Genomic DNA, 15,015 nt, shown 5'->3' with positions numbered 1-15,015 from the left:
TCAGCGTTTCCCAAGACGGGAGATCCGACATGACACAGCCAACCAACGACGTGTTGATCGTCGGCGGCGGGATGGTGGGCGCCACGCTGGCGCTGCTGCTGGGCGAGGCCGGCTGGCGGGTCGCGCTGTTCGATGCCGCGCCGGCCGTCGAACGGGCGACGCCGCCGGGCGAGGGCGCGCCGGCCCTGCGGGTGAGCGCGTTGACCGCCGCCTCCCAGCGCCTGTTGGCGTCGCTCGGCGTCTGGCCCTGGGTCGCCGCCCGGCGTGTCGCGCCCTATCGGCGTATGCAGGTGTGGGATGGCGAGGGCGGCGGCGAGATCCACTTCGATGCCGACGACGTCGGCGTCGAGGCGCTGGGACACATCGTCGAGAACGAACTGCTGGTCGCCGGGCTCGAGGCGCGGCTCGAAGCGCTGCCCCAGGTCACCTGCCTACGTGGCGTGCGCCTGACCGGCTACACCCGCGAGGCGGGGCAGGCGGTGGTCACGCTGGACACCGGCGAGCAGTGGCGCGCGCCGCTGGTGGTGGGGGCCGATGGGGCCCACTCGCCGCTGCGTAACCTGGCGGGTATCGCGCTGACCGCCCGCGACACCGGCCAGGCGGCGGTGGTCACCAGCGTGCGCTGCGCGCATGGTCATGCCGGCACCGCGCGTCAGGTCTTTCTGCCCAGCGGCCCGCTGGCATTTCTGCCGCTGGCGATCGAGGGGGGCGATGCTCACTGCTCGATCGTCTGGTCGACCACGCCGACGGAGGCGCGCCGGCTCACCGCTCTGGGTGAGCGCGAGGATGGGCGCGCGGCGCTGGCCGAGGCGCTCGAACGGGCCGTCGACGGGCGTCTGGGGCGGCTCGAGGTGATCGACGCCGCGCCTCATTTTCCCATCGTGCAGCGTCATGCCAGCGACTATGTCGCCGAGGGTCTGGCGCTGATCGGCGATGCCGCCCACACCCTGCATCCGCTGGCCGGGCAGGGGGTCAATCTGGGCCTGATGGACGCCGCGGTACTGGCCGAGGAGTGGGTGCGTGCGCGGCAGCGCGGGGCCGAGCCCGGCGATCCGCGCATTCTGGCGCGCTATGCGCGGCGTCGGCGGGGAGAGAACGCGGCGATGCTCGCCGCCATGCAGGGCTTTCAGCGGCTCTTCGGCAGCCGTCAGCCGGCGCTGCGGCTGGCGCGCAACTGGGGGCTCTCCGGGGTCGACCGGCTGCCGCTGCTCAAGCGGCTGTTGATCCGTCAGGCCCTGGGCGAGTATGGCGACGTGCCGCAGCGGTGCCGGTGAGCGGTCGCCGCCGCTCCGCTCGCGACTTGACGCTCCCCCTCGCCGCTCTTCTCGTACGCCCGGACCGCCGCTAGGCCGGCGGTCGGCTCATTTGGCGTTGCCGCTCTCGCTGCTGCCAGGCGTGGCCGGCACGCGGGCCGAGTGAACCACGTTGAGTGCCTTGAGCAGATTGAGCGCTTCGCTCAACTGGTAGTCGTTGGCGGCGATGGGCGTATCCGGAGCGTTGCGCTGTGCGCTCGGGTTGGCGTTCTGCAGATGGCCGCGCAGGTCGGATTCCCGCAGCTGGAAGCCCGGGGTGGCGTCGACCTCCAGCCGGCCGCGCACCACACGCACGTCCGGGGTGATGCCCTCGGCCTGGATCGAACGCCCGCTGGGGGTGTAGTAACGCGCGGTGGTCAGCTTGAGGCCGTCGCCGTTGCCCAGCGGCAGCACCTGCTGCACCGACCCCTTGCCGAAACTCTGGGTGCCCATCAGCACTGCCCGCTGCTGGTCCTGCAGCGCGCCGGCGACGATCTCCGCCGCCGAGGCGCTGCCGCCGTTGATCAGCACCACCAGCGGCACGTCCGGCGCCAGGGTGGCGGGGTGGGCGGTGAAGCGCATGTCGTCGTCGACCAGCCGGCCCTGGGTGTAGACGATCAGCCCGCTGGAGAGGAACTGGTCGGCGACCTCGGTGGCGCTGGAGAGTACGCCGCCGGGGTTGTTGCGCAGGTCCAGCACCAGCCCCCTGAGCGGGCCCTTGGCGGTGAGCGATTGGAGTGCCGCACGGGTCTGGTCGCCGGTTCGGCTCTGGAACTGGCTGATGCGTAAATAGCCGTAGCCGGGTTCGAGCTCGCGCTGAGTGACGCTCTCCGACTGGATCGCCTCGCGTTTCAAATCGAAGGTGCGTGGCGCCTGCTCGTTGTCGCGCAGGATGGTCAACTGGATCTGGCTGCCGGGCTCGCCGCGCATCAGGTCGACCGCCTCCTGCAGCGTCAGATTGTCGGTGGGCGTGCCGTCGATGGCGACGATACGGTCGCCGGGCTGGATCCCCGCCTTGGCCGCCGGGGTGTCGTCGAGGGGCGAGATCACCGTGAGCTGGTCATCGCGCAGCCCGACCTCGATGCCGACGCCGCTGAACTCGCCCTCGGTGGTTTCACGCAGCGCCTCGAAGGCGTCGGCATCCAGATACTCCGAGTGCGGATCGAGCTGGCTCAGCATGCCGTGCATGGCGTTGCGCAGCAGGGTCTTGTCGTCGACCTCCTCGACATAGGCGCGCTTGATGCGTTCGAAGACCTCGGCGAAGGTCTGCACGTCCTTGACCGGCAGGTCATCGTCGGCGGGCTGGCGTGTCGCGGCCGGCTCGGCGGCCAGCGTCGCCCCGGGCGTGGCGAAGGCCAGGCCCAGCGCGCAGGCGACAGGAGCGAGCCGCAGGCGACGGGCCAGGGTGTTCGGACGGGTGGGTGTCATGCGGTCTCCGCGACTCGAGCTGGATGAGGGGCCGCTGGCGCCGGCGGGGCCTGCCACCCGGCGCGACGTGGGTGCGGCTGGCCGGATGATGGAACGGCGTTTGATAACCCCAGCATAGCGTCTCCCGGGGCGGATGTTAACGCGCGTGAGCCGGGGTGGGCTCAGCGCTTGGCCATCCAGCGGTTGGGATTGATCGGGTCGCCGTTCTGGCGCACCTCGAAGTAGAGCGCGGGGCGGGCCTGGCCGCCGGTATCGCCCACCGCGCCCACGGTCTGGCCGTTGGCCACCTGCTGGCCGGGGTTGACCGTGAACTGCTGCAGATGGGCGTAGAGCGTGAGCACGCCATCGCCGTGGTCGAGGATCAGCAGGTTGCCGAAGCCGCGCATCCAGTTGGCGAACACCACGCGCCCGGCATGCACCGCCTTGACCGCACTGCCGGCGGCGGCACCGATCAGCACGCCGTTGCGATTGACCCCGTCGCCATCGCCATAGCCCGAGAGCAGGCGACCCTGCACCGGCCACGGCAGGTCGCCGCGGGTCTTGCGGATGGCGGTGGAGGGCGGCGGCTGCTTGAGCTTGGCCAGCTCCTCCTGCATGCGATCGAGCAGTCGCTCGACGTGGGCGCGATCCTGATTGAGATCCTCCAGCCGCGACTGCTCGCTGGCGTAGCGCGAGTCGAGCTTGTCGACCAGTGTCTGGCGCTCGCGCAGGCTGGCGGCCAGGCGTTCACGCTGCTGATCGAGATCGCGCTGCACCTGATCGAGCCGCTGGCGGCGCTGGTCGATCGCGGCGAGGTTCTGGTCGAGCTGATGGTTGAGATCGCGCAGTGTGTCGAGGCGTGCCTGGCGCGCCTGCGAGATGGCGTTGAGATAGTGCTGCAGACGGTCGACCTCGGCAGGGTCGTCCTGATTGAGCAGCAGCTTGAGCTGCGGTGTGGTGCCGAGGCGGTAGAGGGCATCGAACTGCTGGGCCAGGGCCTGGCGCTGGCGGTGGCGCTCGGCGTCCAGGGTCTGGCGCTGGGCGGTGAGCGTGGCGACCTGTTCGTCGAGGTCGTGGCGCTCGTCCTGAAGCGTGTCCATCCGCTGGTGGGTGGCGCCGATCGCGGTCTCCACCGTCTCCAGCTGGCTCTGGGCGTCGCCGCGCGCCGCCTGGGTCTGCTTGAGCTTGCCCTGCAGCGCCTCGATGTCGGTGGCCAGGCTATCGAGACGCGCGCGCGCCTCCTGCGGGTTGGCCTGCCCCCACACCTGGCCGGCCAGCAGCAGGCTGCCGGCCAGCAGGATCACCCCCAGCCGCTGACCACCGCGCGTCACGAGCGCCGGGGTCCTGCGGTGTCACGTCGCGCTGCCGCCATGCCCGCTTCAGGCCCCCTTGATCAGCACGTGGCCGGTCATCTCCTCGGGGACCGGCTGGCGCAAGAGATGCAGCAGCGTCGGTGCGAGGTCGCACAGGCGGCCATCCGCCTGCAGCTCGGCCGAGTCGTGATCCCGAGGCACGTAGACCAGCGGCACCATGAAGGTGGTGTGAGCGGTGTGCGGATTGCCGGTCTCGGGATCGGTCATCAGCTCGGCGTTACCGTGGTCGGCGGTGACCAGGCACTCGCCGCCGGCCTTCTGGATCGCCTCGACCACTCGGCCGAGACAGACGTCGACCGCTTCCACCGCCTTGGTGGCGGCGTCGAGATCGCCGGTGTGCCCGACCATGTCGCCGTTGGCGTAGTTGCAGATGATCAGGTCGTACTTGCCGCTCTCGATCGCGCCGACCAGGGTGTCGGTCAGTTCAAAGGCGCTCATCTCCGGCTTCTCGTCGTAGGTCCTGACATCCTTGGGCGAGGGGATCAGCTCGCGATCCTCGCCGTCGAACGGCTCCTCGCGGCCACCGGAGAAGAAGAAGGTGACGTGGGCGTACTTCTCGGTCTCGGCGATGCGCAGCTGCTTGAGCCCATGGCTTGCGGCCACTTCGCCCAGGGTGTTGACCAGATCCTTGGGCGGGAAGGCGACCGGGGTGTCGATGTCATCGGCGTACTGGGTCAGCATCACCAGCCCATCGCCCGCGAGGGTCAGCCGCTCGCCGCGGTCGAAACCATCGAAATCCGGATTGACGAAGGCGCGGGTCAGCTCGCGGGCGCGGTCGGCACGGAAGTTGAGGAACAGCGCGGCGTCGCCCTCGGCGATGGCGAGCTTGTCACCCTGCGGGCGCACGGCCGTGGCGCTGACGAATTCGTCGGTCTCGCCGCGGTCGTAGGCCGCTTTCAGACCCGCCTCGGCGCTCTCGGCGACCTGCTCGGCCTCGCCGAAGGCGATCAGGCGGTAGGCTTGTTCGACCCGATCCCAGCGGTTGTCGCGGTCCATGGCGTAGTAGCGGCCCACCAGTGAGGCGACGAAGCCGTTGTCGCTGCCGACCAGCTCGGCGAGCTTGGCGTTGGCGCGCTCGATCGAGGCACCGGCGCTCTTGGGCGCGGTGTCGCGGCCATCGGTGAAGGCGTGCAGGTAGATGCGCTTGGCGCCGCGGGCGGCGGCGAGCTCGGCCACCGCCAGCAGGTGATCTTCGTGGCTATGCACGCCACCCGGCGAGAGCAGGCCCATCAGGTGCACGGCACGGTCGTTGGCGACGGCGTCGTCGATCGGCGTGGTCAGGGCCGCGATCTGGCCCAGCTCGTCGTCCTCGATCGCCTTGGTGATCCGGGTGAAGTCCTGGTAGACGATGCGCCCGGCGCCGATGTTCATGTGGCCGACCTCGGAGTTGCCCATCTGCCCCTCGGGCAGACCGACATAGGGGCCATCGGTGTGGATCAGGGTGTTGGGGTAGTCGCGCTTGAGCCGATCCATTACCGGCGTCCTGGCCCTGGCGACCGCATTGGCGGTGCTATCGTCGTTCTGGCCATAGCCGTCGAGAATCAAGAGCGCCACGGGGCGCGGCGTGGATGTCTCTGTCATGACAAGCCTCGGTAAAATCGGATGAACGGAAAACACTCAGGGCGACGATACGCAGGGCGGCGGGCACGGCCACGCCCCGGCCTCGCAGCATAGCGCACCCGCGGCATCGGGTCAGCCTGCGTGCGCCTCGTCTCGGCTGCCGCCTCGTGTATAATGGCCGGCGCCCGAAAACGGGCCGTGAGGAAAGCGCTGAATAGATCGCCGAACCCGCGGAAAGGCACGGCGCACGGCACGCACAGAACGAGACATGGCACGGTGTCAGGCGAGTTCTCGCGTACCGCGCAGCGCAGCCATTCGCGCGTGCAGGCGTTTATGCAGTCATTTTTGAGTGTCAGCCAGCGTGGTGCTTTTGCCTGGGTTCAGGTGCCGCGCCAGCGCATGGCCACGCGCGCCGGGAGCCGCGCCGCCGCGTCTTGCGGCCCGGTGCTTCCGGCCCCAGCATTCCCGCTTTGAGAGTGTCGGCAGACCCATGATCGATCAGTTGTTCGAATTCGTTGAAAATCATCCGCTGCTGGTCAGCGCCTTCCTGGTCGTACTGCTCGCGTGGCTGGCGTTCGAGGCCAAGCGTGGCAGCGCCTCCGGCGTCTCCACCAGCGAAGCGACCACGCTGATCAACCGCGAAGATGGCGTCGTCATCGATATCCGCGACAGCGCCGAGTTCAAGGCCGGCCATATCGCCGGCGCCAAGAACGTGCCCCAGGCCCGGCTCAAGGAGCGCCTGGGCCAGTTGGAGAAGCACAAGGACCAACCCGTGGTGGTGGTCTGCAAGCATGGCCAGAGCTCGGCGGCCGCGGTCACCGAGCTGAGCCAGGCGGGCTTCTCGCGGGTCTACAAGCTCAAGGGCGGCATGGCCCAGTGGCAGGCCGACAGCCTGCCGGTGGTCAAGCGCTGAGCCGACCCGATACGCGCTCGTCGGCGGATGAGGGCGGCCCGTGCTAGCCAGCCGGGCCCGCTACCGACCGCGGGCCACACGCCAACCGCTCCGATCTAACCCAAAGGAAATGCACCATGGCGGAAGACAACAATCAGCAGGGCACGCAGGAACAGCCGCAGCTCCAGTTCTCCCTGCAGCGCATCTACGTGAAGGACATCTCGTTCGAGGCCCCGAACTCACCGCGCGTGTTCCAGCAGCCGTTCAAGCCCAAGGTCGGCCTCGATCTGGATACCACCAGCGAGTCGGTCGGTGAGGATCTCTACGAGGTCGTGGTCAAGGTGACGGCTCAGGTCTCCAACAACGAAGACGACGCCACCGCCTTCCTGGTCGAGGTCGAGCAGGCTGGCCTGTTCCGCATCTCGGGCCTCGACGGGGCGCAGCTCGACCACACCCTGGGCGCCTTCTGCCCCAACGTGCTCTTTCCCTATGCGCGGGAGTGCATCGATAGCCTGGTCGGGCGCGGCAGCTTCCCCCCGCTGATGCTGGCGCCGGTCAACTTCGAGGCGATGTACGCCCAGAAGCAGCAGCGCGCCGCCCAGGCCAGCGACACCACGCAGTAAGCGCGCCATGGCCATACCGCGCATTCATGTCGCCGCCGACTTCCGGGTCGGCGGCGACGTCGTTCTGCCCGAGGGCGCCGCGCGTCACGTGGCGCTGGTGCTGCGTCTGGGCGTGGGCGCCCCGCTCAAGCTTTTCGACGGTGCCGGGCTCGAGGCTCAGGCCAGCCTGATCGAAGCCGGGCGCAAGCGCGTCGTCGCGCGGATCGAGACGCTCGAACCCGGCCGCGGCGAGTCGCCGCTGGCGGTGCATCTGGGGCAGGCGATCTCCAAGGGCGACCGCATGGATTACGCGATCCAGAAAGCGGTGGAGCTGGGCGTGGCGGCGATCACCCCGCTCTACGTCGAGCGCGGCGACGTGCGCCTGAAGGGCGAACGCGAGGCCAAGAAGCTTGCCCACTGGCAGGGGGTGGCGGTCAGCGCCTGCGAACAGTGCGGGCGTGCCAGCGTACCGCCGGTGCACCCGCCGCAGCCGCTGGAGGCCTGGCTCGGTGCCCGCGACGAGCAGCTGCGCCTGGTGCTCCACCCCGCCACCGACGACAGCTGGCGCCAGACGGATGCGCTCGATAGCGCCGCGCTGCTGATCGGCCCCGAAGGCGGTCTCACCGACGCCGAGGTCGCGGCCGCACGCCATGCCGGCTTCCAGCCCCTCACCCTTGGTCCGCGCATCCTGCGCACCGAAACCGCCCCGGTGGTGGCACTGACGCTGCTGCAGCATTACTTCGGCGATCTCTAGATTCGGTCTGAACACTGGCCACCCGTGGGACAGTCGGCGGCTGGCGGTGACGCGCATCCAGGGAGCATCGCCCCGGGCCCGGAGGCTCAAGACGTGGCGTGCTCGCGGCGATAGTCCCGCGGTGCCACGCCCATCACTTTCTTGAACTGACGCGAAAAATAGTAGGGATCGTCGTAGCCCAGGTCGGCGGCGATCTGGCCCACGCTGAGCGTGGTGACATCGAGCAGGTAGCAGGCGCGGCTGATCTTGAAGTGCTGGAACGCCTGCATCGGCGTCTGCCCGGTCTGGCGCTTGTACTCGCGGATGAACTGGCAGCGCGACAGCTCGCTGGTGGCGTCGACCAGGGTGGCGAGCTCCACCCGGCGGTCGAGGTGCGCCTGCAGCCAGGTGTTGACCCGGGAGACGTCCAGCGCCGCGTGGCGTGCGTCGCGCTGGTGGCGCACCAGGGCGATGTAGGTCAGCAGCGCCTTGAGCTGATTGGCGGCGTGGATCAGCGGCAGTGTGCGAAAGCGTGTCACCACCGACAGCAGCAGCTCCCACTCGGCGACGATCCGCGGATGGTGGCCGATCTTGATGCACACCTCGTCCTGCGGCTCGGCGATGGCATCGAAATAGTCCGCCGCCGCCGTGCCGCCCAGGTGCACCCAATAGATCGTCCACGGATCGCGCGGGTTGGCACGATAGCGATGCGCCCGCTGCGGGCGCAGCAGCAGCACGTCGCCGGCGCGCACCGGAGAGAGCTTACCCGCGCACTCCACCATTCCCGAACCCGCTTCACAGTAGATCAGCAGATGATCGCGCGGTGCCGACCGCTGCATATGGTGGCCGGCCGCGTGGGGGTAGAAGCCGACCCCGTGGGGCAGGCACTCGCGGCACAGCGGGTGGGTCTCCAGCGCCGCGATCGCCGTCTGAGGGATCACCACCCGACGTCCACTCAGCGGCAGCGGCCAGGGCGAGGTCTGGGCCGACAATGGTGGCAGGGACTGGCGCAACATTGTCCATCTCCCGGCAATTTACGCCATCTTATGGCCGCCAGGGGCGTGTTACACCTTAGCCATTGATCGAAGATCCCCTGCGCGACGGGGCTCGAGATCGCCCTCGCAGACGGACCGAGCGGCGCCGGCGGTGACACGCATGCCCTCCACGCCCACCCGCGCCAGCGCGGTTCGCCAGCGCTTCAGGAGCGGACCATGACCCTACGACTACCCCAACTGATCGCGGGCGCCTTCGCCCAGAGCGACAGCGAACACTGGATGGCGGTCACCGACCCCGCCACACAGCAGGTGCTGTGCGAGGCGCCAGCGGCGACCCCGGACGAGATCGAGCGCGCCGTGACCTCGGCGCGGGCGGCCTTCGAGCGCTGGCGCGAGGTGCCGGTGAGCGAGCGGGCGCGCTTGATGATGCGCTACCAGGCGCTGCTCAAGGCCCATCAGGAGGAGATCGCCGTGGGGCTCTCGCGGGAGACCGGCAAGACCTTCGAGGATGCCAAGGGCGATGTGTGGCGCGGGATCGAGGTGGTCGAGCAGGCCGCCAACGTGCCGGCGCTGATGATGGGCGAGACGCTGGGAAATGTGGCCCGTGGCATCGATACCCATTCGTGGACCCAGCCGCTGGGCGTGTGCGCGGGGATCACCCCGTTCAACTTCCCGGCGATGATCCCGCTGTGGATGTTTCCGCTGGCGATCGCCTGCGGCAACGCCTTCGTGCTCAAGCCCTCGGAGCAGGACCCGATGACCCCCAACCGGCTGGCCGAGCTGTTTCTCGAAGCCGGCGCGCCGCCGGACCTGCTGCAGGTGATACACGGTGGCCGTGAGCAGGTCGATGCGCTGCTCACCCATCCGCAGATCGCAGCGGTCTCGTTCGTCGGCTCGGTGGCGGTGGGCCAGCACGTCTACCGCACCGCCACCGACCACCTCAAGCGCGCCCAGTGCTTCGCCGGGGCCAAGAACCATATGGTGGTGATGCCGGACGCCGACCCGAAGCAGGTGGTCAACGCGCTGGTGGGGGCCGCCTGCGGCGCCGCCGGTCAGCGCTGCATGGCGATCAGCGTGGCGGTGTTCGTCGGTAGCGCGCGGGAGTGCATCGAGCCGCTCACCGCCGCCTTCGCGGACCTGCGCCCCGGCGCCTGGGACGACCCCGACGCCGCCTATGGTCCACAGATCAGCCCCCAGGCCAAGGCGCGGATTCTCGACCTGATCGCCCGCGGCAAGGCGGAGGGCGCCACCTGCCGGCTCGATGGCAGCGACTGCCAGGTGGCCGGGCTGCCCGATGGCAACTGGGTGGGGCCGACGCTGTTCACCGAGGTCACCCCGAAGATGTCGATCTACCGCGAGGAGATCTTCGGCCCGGTGCTCTGCTGTCTCTGTGTCGACACCCTCGACGAGGCGATCGCGCTGGTCAACGAAAGTCCCTACGGCAACGGCACCTCGATATTCACCGCCAGTGGGGCGGCGGCGCGACGCTACCAGCAGCAGGTCGAGGTGGGCCAGGTGGGCGTCAACGTACCGATTCCGGTGCCGCTGCCCTTCTTCAGCTTCACCGGCTGGAAGGGGTCGTTCTATGGCGATCAGCACGCCTACGGCAAGCAGGCGGTGCGCTTCTACACCGAGACCAAGACGGTCACCAGCCGCTGGTTCGAGGAGGAAGCCGTGGCCGGGCCCAATCTTTCCATACAGCTGCAGTGAGACGTCGCCACAACGGATGAGCCCGGCCCGGGGCGGACAGGTCAGGGCCTGGGGCAGATACGTGAGAACGAGAGAGACGGGTAGGTCAGGACGAGAGACGAATACGCCATCTCAGGGGAGAGCGGACGATGAATATCGCATTTTTCGGTGTCGGCAACATGGGCGGGCCCATGGCCGCCAATCTGATCCAGGCGGGCCATACGGTACGCGTCTTCGACCTGCTGCCGGCGCTGGTCGAGGCGGCGGTGGCCAGCGGCGCGACGGCCGCGGCCTCGCCGCGTGAGGCGGTCACCGGGGCCGAGGTGGTGATCAGCATGCTGCCCTCGGCGGCGGCGGCCCAGGGGCTCTATCTGGGCGATGGCGCGGCTGATGCCGGTATTCTGGACGCGATCGACCCGGCGGCGCTGATCGTCGACTGCTCCACCATCGATGCCGCCACCTCGCGGGCGCTGGCGGCGCGTGCCGACGAACTGGGGCGGGTGCTGATCGATGCCCCGGTCTCCGGCGGCGTGGGTGGGGCCCGCGCCGGCACCCTGACCTTCATCTGCGGCGGCCCGGCGGAAGCGGTCGAGCGCGCCCGGCCGCTGCTGGAGACGATGGGGCGCAACGTCTTCCACGCCGGCGACAGCGGTGCCGGGCAGACCGCCAAGATCTGCAACAACATGCTGCTGGGCATTCTCATGGCGGGTACTGCCGAGGCGCTGCAGCTCGGTGTCGACAATGGTCTCGATCCCGCCGTGCTCTCGGCGATCATGGCCGAGAGTTCCGGCAGCAACTGGGCGCTCAAGGTCTACAACCCCTGGCCCGGGGTGATGCCCGAGGCGCCGGCCAGCCATGACTATCAGGGGGGATTCGGTGTGGCGCTGATGAACAAGGATCTACGTCTGGCCCAGGAGGCCGCGCTGAGAAGCCGCTCGACCACGCCGCTGGGGGCGCTGGCCAAGAGTCTCTACGGCTTTCACGCCGCCGCCGGTGGCGAGGGCTACGACTTCTCCAGCATTCAACGCTTCTACGCCCGCGGGCATGAGCCATCGGGCCAGGCGTGAGTCGTGCCGATATTCGCGACGATACGCAGACGCCCCGGCGCGTGGCCGGGGCGTCTGTAGGCTGCCCGTATCGGGCACTGATGATGCCTGCCGGCCGGATCAGAACAGCAGGTAGACGACGCCGGCCAGGAGGAAGCCGACCATCGACTCCAGCGCCTGCTGCACGGTCCAGGTCATCAGCGTGGTCTTGACGTCCATGCCCAACAGCCGCCCCACCAGCCAGAAGCCGGAGTCGTTGACGTGGCCGGCGAACACCGAGCCGGCGGCGGTGGCGAGGGTGATCGCGACCACCTGCATGGCGGAGAAGTCGCCGCTGGCCACCGCCGGCGCCATCAGCCCGGCGGCGGTGACCAGCGCCACCGTGGCCGAACCCTGGGCCAGGCGCATGACCACCGCGACCAGATAGGCGGCGACGATCACCGGCATGCCCAGGTTGCTCATCGAATCGGAGAGCGCATCGCCGATACCCGAGGCCTGCAGCACCCCGCCGAACATGCCGCCGGCGCCGGTGATCAGAATCACCGAGCAGATCGGCCCCAGCGAGGAGTCGACGATCTTCTCCAGCGCGCTGCCACCTTCACCGCGGCGGCTGCCCAGCACGTAGATCGCCACCAATACCGAGATCAGCAGCGCGATCGGCGTCTCACCCAGCGAGGAGAGGAACTGGAACCAGGTGGCGTCGCTGTCGGCTACGCCGGCGGCGCGGGCGAAATCGAGCCCGGTGTTGAGAAAGATCAGCGCCAGCGGCAGCAGCAGCAGCGCGATGACCGTGCCCACGCTGGGCGGATTCTCGATCGTGTCGTTGTCCTGGCCGCCGAACAGGCTGACTTCCAGCTTGAAGTCGAAGCGGCTGGCGGCGAAACGCCCCCACAGGTAACCCGAGAGGTACCACATCGGGAAGGCGATGAGGATCCCCACCAGCAGCACCAGGCCCAGGTTGGCGCCATAGAGCTCGGTGGCGGTGACCGGGCCGGGGTGGGGCGGCACGAACACGTGCATCACCGAGAAGGCCGCCGCCGCCGGCAGGGCGTAGAGCAGCACCGGGCCGCCGAGGCGCTTGGCCACCGCGAAGATGATCGGCAGCATCACGATCAGGCCGGCATCGAAGAAGATCGGAAAGCCCATGATCAGCGAGGCGATACCCAGCGCGAACGGCGCGCGGGACTCGCCGAACAGCGACACCATGCGTTCGGCCAGCACCTGGGCGCCGCCGGAGTGCTCCACCAGCTTGCCGAGCATGGCGCCGAAGCCGACCAGCAGCGCCACCGAGCCCAGCGTACCGGCGAAGCTGTCGGTCATGGTATCGACGATGGCGCCGGCGGGGATGCCGGTGGCAAAGGCGGTCAGCAGGCTGACCAGCACCAGGGTGGGGAAGGCGTGCAGATGAAAGCGAATGATCAGGACCAGTAGCAGGGCGATCGCGGCGGCGGCGATGCCGAGCAGCGGCCCGGCCGACAGGGTTTGCGTCCAGCCATCCATTAGAGATACCTCCATGATGTGAAGCTTCAAAGTGGCACGAAGCGGGCAAGGACGACAGTCGACGATGGTCTTTATGTCAGATATTGAGTGATTAATGTCGGACAAATGCGCGTATCGAAGGGCGAACACAGCGGTCGAGGATCGAACAGCGAAGGAGAAGGCGCCTCGGGTAGGCGGAGGGTGACGGACACACCGTGACGAATGCGAGGTTACCGATTTGAACAATCGGTCACCGCGACCAACACTGAAGGTCCGACTCCTCGGATGGACACCACGACATGTACCGTCGACTCTTTTACCTCCTCGTCCCCGTGACGCTGGCGCTGATTCTCGCCGTCGGCGTGGTCTGGCACCCCTGGCTCTGGCTGCTGCTGCTGTGGGTGCCGCTGGCGCTGATTGGCTGGCGCGATCTGCGCTCCACCGCCAACGTGCTCTACAACTACCCGCTGATCGGGCATCTGCGCTACATGCTCGAGTTCGTGCGCCCCGAGCTGCGGCAGTACTTCTTCGAATCCGAGACCAGCGGGCGGCCCTTCTCCCGCGAACAGCGCAACCTGATCAACGCCCGCGCCGATGGCACCGGCGATACCTCGCCCTTCGGCACCATCCGTGACGTCGATGCCGCCGGCTACAACTTCTCCTTCCACTCGATGGCGCCGCGCAAAGTGGCCGACGAGCAGCGCTTCATCACCATCGGCGGCCCCCATTGCACGCGGCCCTACCGCTCGTCGCGCCTCAACATCTCGGCGATGAGCTTCGGCTCGCTCTCGGGCAACGCCATCGAGGCGATGAACCTGGGGGCCAAGCAGGGCGGCTTTGCCCACGATACCGGGGAGGGGGCGATCAGCCCCTACCATGAGAAGCACGGCGGCGACCTGATCTGGGAGCTGGGGACCGCCTACTTCGGCTGCCGCCACAAGAATGGCCGCTTCGATGCCGAGACCTTCCGCGACAAGGCGCGCCTCGAGCAGGTCAAGATGGTCGAGATCAAGATCTCCCAGGGGGCCAAGCCCTCTCACGGTGGGCTGCTGCCGGGGGCCAAGGTCAATCAGGAGATCGCCAGCACCCGCCAGATCGAGGCCGGCCAGGATTGTGCCTCGCCCCCCGGGCATCCGGAGTTCTCCAACCCGCGTGAACTGATGGCGTTCGTCGCCCAGCTGCGCGAGCTCTGCGATGGCAAGCCGGTGGGCATCAAACTGTGTCTCGGCGTGCGCCACGAGTTTCTGGGTATCTGCAAGGCGATGATCGAGACCGGCACGCTGGTCGATTTCATCGTCATCGATGGCGCCGAGGGCGGCACCGGTGCGGCGCCCCAGGAGTTCTCGGACCGCCTCGGTGTCTTCATCGACGAGGCGTTGCCGTTCGTCGACAACGCCCTGCGCGGCGCCGGGCTGCGTGACAAGATCCGCCTCGTCGCCAGCGGTAAGGTCGCCCTGGGCTACGACATGGTGGTCAAGACCGCGCTCGGCGCCGATATGTGCAACGCCGCGCGCCCGTTCATGTTTGCGGTCGGCTGTATCCAGGCCCGGCGCTGCCACACCAACAAGTGCCCCACGGGCGTGGCAACCCAGGACCCCAAGCGGGCGCGGGCGATCAACGTGCCGGAGAAGGCGGAGCGGGTGGCGCGCTACCACCGCGCAACCCTGGATGGCTTCGCCGCGATCACCGGTGCCATGGGGCTCGAGCGCTTCGATGCGCTGACTCCGGACCATATCCGCCACCGCAGCAGCTATGCGCCAGCGCGTGGCTATGCGGCGTTCGAGCTGCCGCGGCTGCAAGATGGCCAACTGCTGGGGGATGAGATTCCCGAGGCGTGGCAGGCCGACTGGCGCGCCGCCGCCGTCGACCACTTCTGAGCCAGCGTCACGGTAAGCACGTGGGGGCTATTGTGAAGGTCTCGGCGCGCAGGTCCTGGTGAACGGATCC

The 15,015-nt window shown here is 68.6% G+C and carries 12 protein-coding genes; 7 read left to right on the top strand and 5 right to left on the bottom strand.

The genetic code is table 11. The features are described from left to right. Positions 1-29 precede the first annotated feature (29 nt). Positions 30-1,274: a UbiH/UbiF/VisC/COQ6 family ubiquinone biosynthesis hydroxylase gene (locus DOM67_RS00225; protein ID WP_110673674.1), complete on the top strand. Its 1,245-nt coding sequence runs from the start codon at positions 30-32 to the stop codon at positions 1,272-1,274. A gap of 87 nt (positions 1,275-1,361) precedes the next feature. Here the strand turns inward: DOM67_RS00225 and DOM67_RS00220 are convergent, their stop codons facing one another. From DOM67_RS00220 to gpmI, 3 genes are all read right to left on the bottom strand, one after another. Next, a complete protein-coding gene (locus DOM67_RS00220; RefSeq protein WP_110673673.1) occupies positions 1,362-2,720 on the bottom strand; it encodes a S41 family peptidase in 1,359 nt (452 codons plus the stop codon). Between the two features lie 161 nt (positions 2,721-2,881). Continuing rightward, positions 2,882-4,030, bottom strand: coding sequence for a peptidoglycan DD-metalloendopeptidase family protein (locus DOM67_RS00215; protein WP_232825077.1), 1,149 nt, complete (start codon positions 4,028-4,030; stop codon positions 2,882-2,884). Positions 4,031-4,078: 48 nt separating this feature from the next. After that, positions 4,079-5,653, bottom strand: coding sequence for a 2,3-bisphosphoglycerate-independent phosphoglycerate mutase (gene gpmI / locus DOM67_RS00210; RefSeq protein WP_110673672.1), 1,575 nt, complete (start codon positions 5,651-5,653; stop codon positions 4,079-4,081). A 469-nt stretch (positions 5,654-6,122) separates the two neighbouring features. Between gpmI and DOM67_RS00205 the strand changes: the two genes are divergently transcribed. The 3 genes from DOM67_RS00205 to DOM67_RS00195 all read left to right on the top strand — a co-directional run bounded on the left by DOM67_RS00205 (position 6,123) and on the right by DOM67_RS00195 (position 7,880). Then, on the top strand, positions 6,123-6,545 hold the full coding sequence (locus DOM67_RS00205; protein WP_110673671.1) for a rhodanese-like domain-containing protein: 423 nt from the start codon (positions 6,123-6,125) through the stop codon (positions 6,543-6,545). Between the two features lie 116 nt (positions 6,546-6,661). After that, entirely contained in the window at positions 6,662-7,147 is a 486-nt protein-coding gene (gene secB / locus DOM67_RS00200) for a protein-export chaperone SecB (RefSeq protein ID WP_110673670.1), read from the top strand. A 7-nt stretch (positions 7,148-7,154) separates the two neighbouring features. Then, positions 7,155-7,880 carry a 16S rRNA (uracil(1498)-N(3))-methyltransferase gene (locus tag DOM67_RS00195; protein ID WP_110673669.1) on the top strand — a complete coding sequence of 242 codons (726 nt, stop codon included), beginning with the start codon at positions 7,155-7,157 and terminating at the stop codon, positions 7,878-7,880. Positions 7,881-7,966: 86 nt separating this feature from the next. Here DOM67_RS00195 and DOM67_RS00190 read toward each other — a convergent pair whose 3' ends face one another. Beyond that, complete coding sequence (locus tag DOM67_RS00190) at positions 7,967-8,875, bottom strand: AraC family transcriptional regulator (protein WP_110673668.1); 909 nt, start codon at positions 8,873-8,875, stop codon at positions 7,967-7,969. 195 nt (positions 8,876-9,070) lie between these two features. Here DOM67_RS00190 and DOM67_RS00185 point away from each other — a divergent pair, with 195 nt between their 5' ends. Beyond that, entirely contained in the window at positions 9,071-10,564 is a 1,494-nt protein-coding gene (locus tag DOM67_RS00185) for a CoA-acylating methylmalonate-semialdehyde dehydrogenase (RefSeq protein WP_110673667.1), read from the top strand. A gap of 128 nt (positions 10,565-10,692) precedes the next feature. Next, positions 10,693-11,610 carry a 3-hydroxyisobutyrate dehydrogenase gene (gene mmsB / locus DOM67_RS00180; protein WP_110673666.1) on the top strand — a complete coding sequence of 306 codons (918 nt, stop codon included), beginning with the start codon at positions 10,693-10,695 and terminating at the stop codon, positions 11,608-11,610. A 99-nt stretch (positions 11,611-11,709) separates the two neighbouring features. Here the strand turns inward: mmsB and DOM67_RS00175 are convergent, their stop codons facing one another. Then, positions 11,710-13,104: a GntP family permease gene (locus DOM67_RS00175; protein WP_232825076.1), complete on the bottom strand. Its 1,395-nt coding sequence runs from the start codon at positions 13,102-13,104 to the stop codon at positions 11,710-11,712. 263 nt (positions 13,105-13,367) lie between these two features. Between DOM67_RS00175 and DOM67_RS00170 the strand changes: the two genes are divergently transcribed. Further along, complete coding sequence (locus DOM67_RS00170; RefSeq protein ID WP_110673664.1) at positions 13,368-14,945, top strand: FMN-binding glutamate synthase family protein; 1,578 nt, start codon at positions 13,368-13,370, stop codon at positions 14,943-14,945. The last annotated feature ends 70 nt before the right edge of the window (positions 14,946-15,015 follow it).

This window comes from Salinicola sp. RZ23, assembly GCF_003206675.1.
GTDB classification, from domain to species: Bacteria; Pseudomonadota; Gammaproteobacteria; order Pseudomonadales; family Halomonadaceae; genus Salinicola; species Salinicola endophyticus.
Note: the sequence above shows the minus strand (reverse complement) of the source record. Positions and strands in the feature narration are given on the sequence as shown.

Bases quoted from the DNA above. Each gene is read 5' to 3' on its own strand.
- DOM67_RS00170 (WP_110673664.1), top strand. From the start codon at position 13,368: ATGTACCGTCGACTCTTTTACCTCCTCGTCCCCGTGACGCTGGCGCTG.
- DOM67_RS00220 (WP_110673673.1), bottom strand. From the start codon at position 2,720: ATGACACCCACCCGTCCGAACACCCTGGCCCGTCGCCTGCGGCTCGCT.
- gpmI (WP_110673672.1), bottom strand. From the start codon at position 5,653: ATGACAGAGACATCCACGCCGCGCCCCGTGGCGCTCTTGATTCTCGAC.
- DOM67_RS00195 (WP_110673669.1), top strand. From the start codon at position 7,155: ATGGCCATACCGCGCATTCATGTCGCCGCCGACTTCCGGGTCGGCGGC.
- DOM67_RS00190 (WP_110673668.1), bottom strand. From the start codon at position 8,875: ATGTTGCGCCAGTCCCTGCCACCATTGTCGGCCCAGACCTCGCCCTGG.
- mmsB (WP_110673666.1), top strand. From the start codon at position 10,693: ATGAATATCGCATTTTTCGGTGTCGGCAACATGGGCGGGCCCATGGCC.
- DOM67_RS00225 (WP_110673674.1), top strand. From the start codon at position 30: ATGACACAGCCAACCAACGACGTGTTGATCGTCGGCGGCGGGATGGTG.
- DOM67_RS00185 (WP_110673667.1), top strand. From the start codon at position 9,071: ATGACCCTACGACTACCCCAACTGATCGCGGGCGCCTTCGCCCAGAGC.
- secB (WP_110673670.1), top strand. From the start codon at position 6,662: ATGGCGGAAGACAACAATCAGCAGGGCACGCAGGAACAGCCGCAGCTC.
- DOM67_RS00205 (WP_110673671.1), top strand. From the start codon at position 6,123: ATGATCGATCAGTTGTTCGAATTCGTTGAAAATCATCCGCTGCTGGTC.
- DOM67_RS00175 (WP_232825076.1), bottom strand. From the start codon at position 13,104: ATGGAGGTATCTCTAATGGATGGCTGGACGCAAACCCTGTCGGCCGGG.